Origin of the sequence: Halorubrum sp. SP9 (assembly GCF_005435015.1) — an archaeon.
Lineage (GTDB): Archaea > Halobacteriota > Halobacteria > Halobacteriales > Haloferacaceae > Halorubrum > Halorubrum sodomense.
In genome coordinates this window covers 1-556 of the sequence record NZ_SGXU01000284.1, presented here as the reverse complement: position 1 = coordinate 556, position 556 = coordinate 1, and the positions used below count along the sequence as shown (strand labels likewise).

The window sequence follows — 556 nt, the reverse complement described above, 5'->3', positions numbered from 1 at the left end:
CTCTTCAAACGCTTCTTCACTCGTCACCATAAGATTGATTTCGATGGATTCTCGCTCTTTCTGGACGACCTGCCACTGTTGTATTACATCGAAGTAGTCCTTGAAATAGTGGTCGAAGAAGGTACCGGGGAGCTGCTTACCCCGCTTCGTCACGATAACCGACTGTTCGCGACCAACAATTTCACCTAATTTCGGCCAGTCCATTCCACATCCACAGGTCCCCTCTTCAACCGGATACGCGAGGTCGCCGATTTTGTACCTGAGCAGAGGAGTCGCCTTGTTATGGAGATCCGTCACGACGATATTTCCTTTTTCACCCTTCTCAGGTTTCTCGCCGTCATCGTTCAGTACTTCGACGACGTAGAGGTACGAATTTATGTGTTTGCCGTCATGTTCCACGCACTCCTGTGCGATGCCGCTAAACTCTCTCGCGCCGTATCTGTCGAACACATCTGCGCCGAGATAGTTTCTGATCCCCTCTCGTGTCGAGGGATGGAGTTGCTGTCCTGAGCTGACGACCCGCTTCCAATCTTTCTGGAGGTCGTTGCGCTTACAG

At 51.4% G+C, this 556-nt stretch carries 1 pseudogene; it reads right to left on the bottom strand.

Features of this window, described 5'->3' with window-relative positions:
• Positions 1 to 556, bottom strand: a pseudogene (locus tag EXE45_RS19960) (hypothetical protein); the annotation flags it as partial.